Below are 8,411 nucleotides of genomic sequence, written 5' to 3'. Positions count from 1 at the left end.
GGTGGACGAGGCGGCCGGCCTCACGCGCGCCATGCGCCTGCGCGCCGCCGTGGCGTCGGTCCGCGGCGACCGCCGCACCGCCGAGGCGTGGCACGCCGCCCTGGCCGCCCTCTGGTCCGGCGCCGACGCTCCGCTGCGCTCGGCGCTGCGCTGAAACATCCGCTCCGCCAGGCACCGACGCCCCGTCGGCCGAACCCGCGGCCGGCGGGGCGTTCTGCTGGTCTCCTGCTGAAAAGCCTCACACGGAGTCAACGGAGTCAACGGAGAGCACCAGGCCCCCCCTGCCGGCTCCGCTGCCTCCGTCCAATTCCCGATCCGGAAAAAACTGCAGGACTCACGCAGAGGCGCGGAGACACGGAGGAACTTCATCGTGTCGGCCGTTTCTCTGCGCCTCTTGCGTGAAACCGGATCCGGAACGCCGTCGCCGCGCCGGTGCCGGGGAGTCCGCGCTTCGCATTGTTCTTGCAATTCCGCCAGGGATTTTCTCCTCCTCCGCCCGGGGATCGGCTGGCGGAGGCGCCGGGCACCGTGCGTGCCCGTGAAAGCCGGGGGGCTCGGATGGTCGAAGGAAGCGGCACGGACGTCGAGGCCGCGCGGCACGCGAGCGGCTTCGAAGGCGGGGAGCGGCTGGAGCAGGATGCGGGACTTTACCGGCTCCTGGTGGAGAGCGTGCGCGACTACGCCATCTTCGTGCTGGACCCCGGCGGGCACGTCCGGAGCTGGAACGCCGGCGCCGAGCGCATCAAGGGCTACACCCGCGACGAGATCGTCGGGCGCCACTTCTCCACCTTCTACCCGCCCGAGGACGTCGCCGCCGGCAAGCCGCAGTGGGAGCTGGAGGTGGCCGCGCGCGAGGGGCGGGTGGAGGACGAGGGGTGGCGCGTGCGCAAGGACGGCTCGCACTTCTGGGCCAACGTGGTGATCACCGCGCTGCGCGAGCCCGACGGCCGGCTGGTGGGCTTCGCCAAGGTCACGCGCGACCTCACCGACCGCCGCCGGGTCGACGAGGCGCTGCGCCAGAGCGAGGAGCGCTTCCGCCTCCTGGTGCAGAGCGTGAGGGACTACGGGATCTTCATGCTCGACGCCGGAGGCCACATCGCCAGCTGGAACGAGGGGGCGGAGCGCATCAAGGGCTACACCCGCGACGAGATCCTCGGCCGCCACTTCTCCACCTTCTACCCGCCCGAGGACGTGGCCGCCGGCAAGCCGGAGTGGGAGCTGGAGGTGGCCGCGCGCGAGGGGCGGGTGGAAGACGAGGGGTGGCGCGTGCGCAAGGACGGCTCGCGCTTCTGGGCCAACGTGGTGATCACGGCGCTGCGCGACCGCGAGGGCACCCTGATCGGCTTCACCAAGGTCACGCGCGACCTCACCGAGCGGAAGGCGGCCGAGGAGCGGGCGCTGGAGGACGCGCGCCGCGTGGCCCGGGCCGAGGCGGCCAACCGCACCAAGAGCGAGTTCCTGGCCACCATGTCGCACGAGCTGCGCACCCCGCTGAACGCCATCGGCGGCTACGCCGACCTGCTGGCGATGGGGGTGCGCGGGCCGGTGAACGAGGAGCAGCTGCACGACCTGGAGCGGATCCGCCAGAGCCAGCTCCACCTGCTGGCCATCGTCAACGACCTGCTGAACTACAGCCGCATCGACGCCGGCCAGGTCCACTACGAGATCGAGCCGGTGGACCTGGCCGAGTCGTCGCGGACGGTGGCCGCCATGGTGGAGCCCCAGGCCGCCGCGAAGGGGCTCGAGTTCGCGCTGGAGGCGCTCCCGCGGGGCGTCGTGGCCCGCGCGGACCGCCTCAAGGTGGAGCAGATCCTCCTGAACCTCCTCTCCAACGCCATGAAGTTCACCGGGCCCGGCGGGCGGGTCGCCCTCTCCTGCGCGGCGGAGGCCGGCCTGGCCACGGTGAGCGTGGCCGACACGGGGCCGGGGATCCCGCCCGAGAGGACGGACGAGATCTTCGAGCCGTTCGTGCAGCTCGGCCGCTCGCTGTCGGCGCCCCACGAGGGCACGGGGCTGGGGCTGGCGATCAGCCGCGACCTGGCCCGCGCCATGGGCGGCGACGTCACCGTCCGGAGCGCCCCCGGCCGGGGCTCCACCTTCACGCTCTCCCTCCCGCTCGCGTAGCCGCCCTCCTTCCAGCCCAGGCTTCGAAAACCGGGATCACGCAGAGCGGCAGAGCCAGCAGAGAACCCGTCTTCCCTCTGCCGATACCAGGTTGACGAGCATCATTCTGGTTCCGAACAGATTGGAATCACACAGAGGACACAGAGAACACAGAGGAACTGAAGACGCGATTGAAGTTCTCTGTGTCCTCTGTGTCCTCCGTGTGAGGCTTTTCGGAAGCCATCCCCGAGCGATGCTCTGCAAGGTGGTACCACTCTGCTGCTCTGCGTGAGACATTGGGGCCATACCGTTCCGCCGAGATGGCCCGTCGACCGCCCGAAAGCGGTGTCCGCGGATTCCTAAACCGACGATTCCTTCGCCGCCACGCGTTTCGTTACAAACTCGTAAGTACAATCATTGCAACGAGGTGAGACCGAGGGTGAGAGGAAGGTGATAGAGGAGGTGATCCGGTAAACAGAAAGCATTGAGAGAGAGCGCGCATCATCCGGCGCGTGGGAGCGGGGCGGAGGCCGTCCCTCCCCACCGTGGGCCGCCCAGGGCGGCAGCCGGTCTCCGGCACCACGCGACCTTCCGGACCAGGAGCATCACGATGCGCGCTTCCTTCCCCCCCGCGGCCCACCTCCAACCGGGCGCCGCCACCGTTCCCCTACGCGGCGCTCCCGCGGGAAGCTCCCTCCGGACCCAGCCTTCCACCGGCGCGCCGGCCTCCGGCGCGCCGGTCCCCATGCTCCTCCCGGGGTCGATGGCCTGCCGCGGCCGCCGCCTCTTCACCCTCGGATCGTGAAGGAGCGAGCCATGCGCGCCACCCGCCGCAGCCGGACGCTCCCCCTCCCCCGCCGCGAGCCAGCCCCCCGCCGGAGCGCCGCCCCCGAGCGCGCGTCCGAGACCGTCCTGCCGGTCCCGATCCACCTCGCCCCCGCCGCCCCCGCGGCCGCCCCGGCGCAGTCACCGGACGCGCGCCGCGTGGCGCTGCTGGAGGCGCGCGCCGCCGTGGCGGCCGCCGCCAACGAGAGCGGCACCGTCACCGGCGCGCTGCGCGCCTGCCTGCGGGAGCTCTGCCACGCCCTGGGCTGGCCGGCGGGGCGCGCCTGCCTGCTGGACGCGAAGGGCGAGGTGGCCGGCGCCCCGGTCTGGCACGCCGCGGCGCCGGAGCGCTTCGACGCCTTCCGCGCCGCGCTGGCCGGGCAGCGCCCCGCCGCCGGGCGCGGCGCCGCGGGCCGCTCTCTCGCCGCCGGGAAGCCGGTGTGGATCGAAGACCTGCGCCGCGACGGCACCTTCGCCGCCAGCCGCGCGGGGTGGGAGGCGGGACTCCGCAGCGCCGTCGCCTTCCCCGTCCCCGCGGCGGGGGGGACGGCGGCGGTGGTCGAGCTCTACGCCGGCCGCGCGGAAGCGGCCGACCCGGCGGTGCTGGAGGCGTGCGCCTTCGCGGGGCGCCAGCTCTGCGCCCTGGTCGAGCGGCTGCGCGAGCGCGAGGCGCTCCGCGACGCCGCCGACTCGCTGCGCGAGGTGCTCGACGGCTCGCCCGCCCCCGTGGCCGCGTTCGACGCCGCGGGAGCCGTGGCGCTCTGGACCGCGGCCGCCGAGCGGGTGCTGGGGTGGTCCGCCGCCGAGGCCGCCGCCGGGCCGGCCGGCGCGGGGTGGGCAGGGCTGCGCGAGGCGGCCGGGCGCGTGCTGCAGAGCGGCGAGCCGGCCGTGGCGGAGCTGGCCTGGCGCCGGGCGGACGGCGCCGAGGTGGAGCTCTCGGTGCACTGCGCGCCGCTGCTGGCGCCGGACGGCTCGGTGCGCGGCGCCGTGGCGCACCTGGCCGACGTGGGCGCCGAGCGCGAGCACGAGCGGCTGCGCGTGGCCCAGCAGGTGGCGCGGGTGCGCGTGGAGGCGCTGGAGCGGCGCGCGCGTCTGCTGGCCGGCGCGGGCGAGCTGCTGGAGGCCAGCCCCGACGCGCTCGTCCACGAGGGCGCGCCGCTCCTCTCCGGCCTGGCGTACCTGCTGGTGCCCGCCCTGGCGGACTTCTGCCGCGTGGACCTGCTGGAGGAAGACGGCTCGCTCGCGCGCGCGGCGCTGGTGCACACGGGCGCGCAGGTCTACGCGGACCAGGAGCGGCACCCGGCGCACGAGCCCGACGACGCGCACCCGGTGCTGCGCGTGGCCCGCACCGGCGCCCCCCTCCTGCTCGCCGAGGTCGCGCCCGCCGTGCGCCGCTCGCTCTACGCGGCCCCGGGCGCGGCGCGGGGGCTCCCCGACGACCCCCGCGCGCTGGTGTCGGTGCCGCTCCGGGCGCGCGGGCGCACGCTGGGGGCGCTCACGGTGGCGGTGACGCAGCGCGGGCGGCGGCTCGGCCGCGAAGACCTCTTCCTGATTCAGGACCTGGCCCGCCGCGCGGCGCTGGCGCTCGACAACGCCCGCCTCTTCGGCGCGGCCGACGCGGCGGCGCGCTGGCGCGAGCAGGTGCTGGCGATCGTCTCGCACGACCTGCGCAGCCCGCTGAACGTGATCTCCATCGCCACGGGGGCGCTGCTGCGGGCGTGGCCGCAGGACCCGGCGCTGGCCCCCGAGCGCACGCAGATCGCGATGATCGCCCAGTCCGCCGACCGCATGCGGGGGCTGGTGGGCGACCTGCTGGGGCTGGCGCAGGCGGACGCGGGGACGTTCTCGGTGGAGCCCCGGCCGATCCCCGTGGGCGTGCTGCTCAAGCGCGCGCTGGAGGCGCACCGCGCGCTGGCCGAGCAGAAGGGCGTCTCGCTCGCCGTCACCCGCTTCCCGGCGTGCGCGGTGCGGGCCGACGAGCAGCGCGTCTACCAGGTGTTCTCGAACCTGGTGGGCAACGCCGTGGCCCACACGCCGCGCGGGGGGAGCATCACCCTCTCGGCCGCGCGCGAGGGAGGCGAGGTGCGGCTCTCGGTGGCCGACACGGGGCCGGGGATCGCGGCGGAGGACCTGCCGCGGGTGTTCGACCGCTTCTGGCGGGCGAAGGGCGCGGCGGGGCGCGGCGCGGGGCTGGGGCTCTCCATCGCCCGCGCCATCGTGGAGGCGCACGGCGGCGCCATCCGCGCCGACAGCCGGCCGGGCGAGGGCGCGACGTTCACCTTCACGCTGCCGCTGGCGGAGGCGGAGTAGGAGTCCCGAGTCCGCCCGCGCGGGGCCCTCACCCGCCGCCCTGGAGCGGCAGCCCTCTCCCGGCTGCGTGAGAGTGGACTCGACAGCGACCCGGTGTGTGGGGCAGGCTGTCCCCTGTCCCCTGCCGTTCGCGTGAGGGATGCGCACGGTCGTATCGTGCCCTACCGCGCGCGCAGCCCGGCACGGAGCGCAGCGGAGGGACACGCCCGGGACCGCGGCGCGAGGTGCGAAGCGCGGGGTGCCAGGTGCGCTCCGGGAACCTCGCATCGCCGCGTTACAGGGTGTCGAGATATAGCAACGCCTGTAACGGCCCGATGCAGGGGGCCGGCGGCCGCCCCGCGCTCGGATTTCGCTAAACCCACCATCCGCAACCACTTAGGCCAGGCGGAAACACCCGGCACGCCCGATGCCCCGGCAACGGTGCGAGCGCGGGGTCCGTCCGCCGTCTTCGGCGTGCCCGGCGCAACCGAGCGCTTTCAGGCGAACCCCTGCGAACCTTCTGCCATGGCCGCGAGTTCCCCCCACCGCAGCCGCGCCAGCGCGCACTCCGCCGGGCCCCGCCCGGCGGACGCCGTCGTGCCGGGCGCGGTGTGCGCGGCCATCCTCCCCCGCCGATGAGCACCGTCGTGAGCCACGACCCCGGCCGGGTGGTTTCCGCCATGCTGCCCGACCACCCGCTCTTCGTGGTGGACCTCGCCGGCCAGGTGCTCAGCTGGAGCGGCGGGGCCGAGCGCCTGAGCGGCTACGCCCCGGGACAGATCGTGGGCAAGAGCCTGGCGATCTGCTACCCCCCCGAAGACCAGCGCCAGCAGCGCCTGTCGCACGAGATCCAGGAGGCGCTGCGCGCGGGATACGCCGAGGCCGAGGGGTGGCTGGTGCGCCGCGACGGCGGGCGCGCCTGGGTGCGCCGCATGCTGGCCCCCCTGCGCGACCTGGAAGACCAGGTGCACGGCGTGGCCGTCCTCCTGGCCGACCTCACCGCGCTGCGCGCCGAGCGGCAGCGGCTGCAGGAGCGCGAGCAGTGGTACCGCTCGCTCTGCGAGCGCACCCCCGACGCGGTGATCTCGCTGGACCCCGAGGGCAACGTCACCGGGATCAACGCGGCCACGCTGGCGCTCCTGGGCGGCACCCGCTCGGCGCTCTCCGGCCAGCCGCTCCTGTCGCTGGTGGAGCCCGAGGACCGCGCGGCGGTGCGCGCCGCCCTGGAGCAGGCCGGCCGCGGCGAGGCGGGCACGGTCTCCTGCGCGCTGCGCCGCGGCGAGCGCCGCCCCGACGTGCTCCTCACCTGCGTGCCGATCTACCTGGGCGAGCGCACCGTGGGCGTCTACGCGGTGGCGCGCGACGTCACCGCGCAGCGGAAGGCCGAGCACGACCTGCGCGAGCGCGAGGAGCGCTTCCGCGCGCTGGTGGAGGGGATCCCCGCGGGCTTCTTCTACGCCACCGACGGCGAGGGGTGCTTCCGCTACGTCTCGCCCACCGTGCGCGACGTGCTGGGCTACACGGCCGAGGAGCTCCTGGGCCGCCCCTTCGACCTGATCGCCCGCCCCGAGCCGGCCGACGGCAGCGCCGAGGACGGCGCCGCCCCCGCCGGGCAGGGCGGCCCGGGCCGCCCCGCGCTCCCCTTCCGCGTGGTGCGCAAGGACGGCGCGGTGGTCTCGCTCGAGGTGGTGGAGCACGCGCGCTCCGCGGCGGGCGGCCGCGCCTCGATGGGCTTCGCCCGCGACGTGAGCCGGCAGAAGGAGCTGGAGCAGCAGCTCACCCACAGCGCGCTGCACGACCCGCTCACGGGACTCCCCAACCGCGCCCTCTTCTGGGACCGCCTGCGCCAGGCCACCCGCCTGGGCAAGCGCGCCCCGGGGCGGGTGTTCGCGGTGCTGATGATGGACCTGGACCGCTTCAAGTCGGTCAACGACACGCTGGGGCACCTGGCGGGCGACCAGCTCCTGCTGGGCGTGGCCAGGCGGCTGGAGCGCTGCGTGCGCCCGGGCGACACCGTCTGCCGCTTCGGGGGCGACGAGTTCGCCGTGCTCCTGGAGGGGATCCGCGACGCCTCGGATGCGCTGCGCGTGGCGCGGCGCATCGAGAAGGCGCTGGCCGAGCCGTTCCGGCTGGGCAACGAGTACGCCTTCGGCACCGCCAGCACGGGGATCGCCCTGTCGGCCACCGAGCACGACAAGCCCGAGGACCTGGTGCGCTACGCCGACGTGGCGCTCTACCGGGCCAAGGCGCTCGGGCGGGCCCGCCACGAGGTGTTCGACCACCAGATGCGCGCCAACATCGAGGCGCGCCTGCAGCTGGAGCGCGACCTCCCCCGCGCCGCCGAGCGCGGCGAGCTGCGGGTGGAGTACCAGCCGATCCTCTCGCTCAAGACGGGCGCGCTGTGGGGGTTCGAGGCGCTGGCCCGCTGGCACCACCCCACCCGCGGCGTGGTGAGCCCGAACGAGTTCATCCCGCTGGCCGAGCAGACCGGCGAGATCGTGGCCATCGACCTGTTCGTGCTGCGCTCGGCGTGCCGCCAGCTGCAGGCGTGGCGGGCGCGCTTCCCCGGCGTGCCGGTGATGATGAGCGTGAACCTCTCGGGCGAGCACCTCCTCTCCCCCGAGCTGGTGGGGAGCATCCGCGAGGTGCTGCGCGAGACCGGCGTGGAGAGCCTCTCGCTCAAGCTGGAGGTGACCGAGAGCGTGCTGGCCGAGCGGGCCGAGGCCAGCCGCGGCGTGCTGCAGGAGCTGCGCGCGCTCGACGTGCACGTGCAGATGGACGACTTCGGCACCGGCCGCTCCAGTCTCCGCCACCTGCAGCAGGTGCCCGTGCAGAGCCTGAAGCTCGACCGCTCGCTGGTCACCCACAACGGCGAGAGCACCAAGCTGATGGCCGCCATGGTCAAGGTGGCCCACTCGCTGGAGCTCTCCGTGGTGGCCGAGGGCGTGGAGACGCAGGAGCAGCTCGACCGCGTGCGCAGCCTGGAGGTCGACTACGCGCAGGGCTACCACCTCTCCGAGCCCCTGGGCGCCGAACAGGCCGAGGCGGTGATCATGAGCGGGATCAAGCTGGGATGAAGGAAGTGCGTGAGTGCGTGAGTGCGAAAGTGCGTAACGGCACTGGGCACTGGGCACTGAGGACTCAGGACTCGGGACCGAGAGAGAGATAGAGGCAGATATGCGTGCCATCCCCCG

General features: G+C 74.5%; 3 protein-coding genes. All 3 read left to right on the top strand.

Going from position 1 to position 8,411, the window contains the following annotated elements; translation table 11 throughout:
• The first annotated feature begins 558 nt into the window (after nt 1-558).
• The 3 genes from VF746_10695 (at nt 559) to VF746_10685 (ending at nt 8,294) form a co-directional block, all read left to right on the top strand.
• The gene (locus tag VF746_10695) at nt 559-2,124 is read left to right on the top strand and encodes a PAS domain-containing sensor histidine kinase (protein HEX8692879.1); all 1,566 of its coding nucleotides are present in this window, start codon (nt 559-561) and stop codon (nt 2,122-2,124) included.
• Nucleotides 2,125-2,919: 795 nt separating this feature from the next.
• A complete protein-coding gene (locus VF746_10690; GenBank protein ID HEX8692878.1) occupies nt 2,920-5,238 on the top strand; it encodes an ATP-binding protein in 2,319 nt (772 codons plus the stop codon).
• A gap of 614 nt (nt 5,239-5,852) precedes the next feature.
• Entirely contained in the window at nt 5,853-8,294 is a 2,442-nt protein-coding gene (locus VF746_10685; protein ID HEX8692877.1) for an EAL domain-containing protein, read from the top strand.
• Nucleotides 8,295-8,411: the final 117 nt, after the last annotated feature.

The organism is Longimicrobium sp. (assembly GCA_036389795.1).
Lineage (GTDB): Bacteria > Gemmatimonadota > Gemmatimonadetes > Longimicrobiales > Longimicrobiaceae > Longimicrobium.
This window is presented reverse-complemented; position numbering and strand designations above follow the sequence as displayed.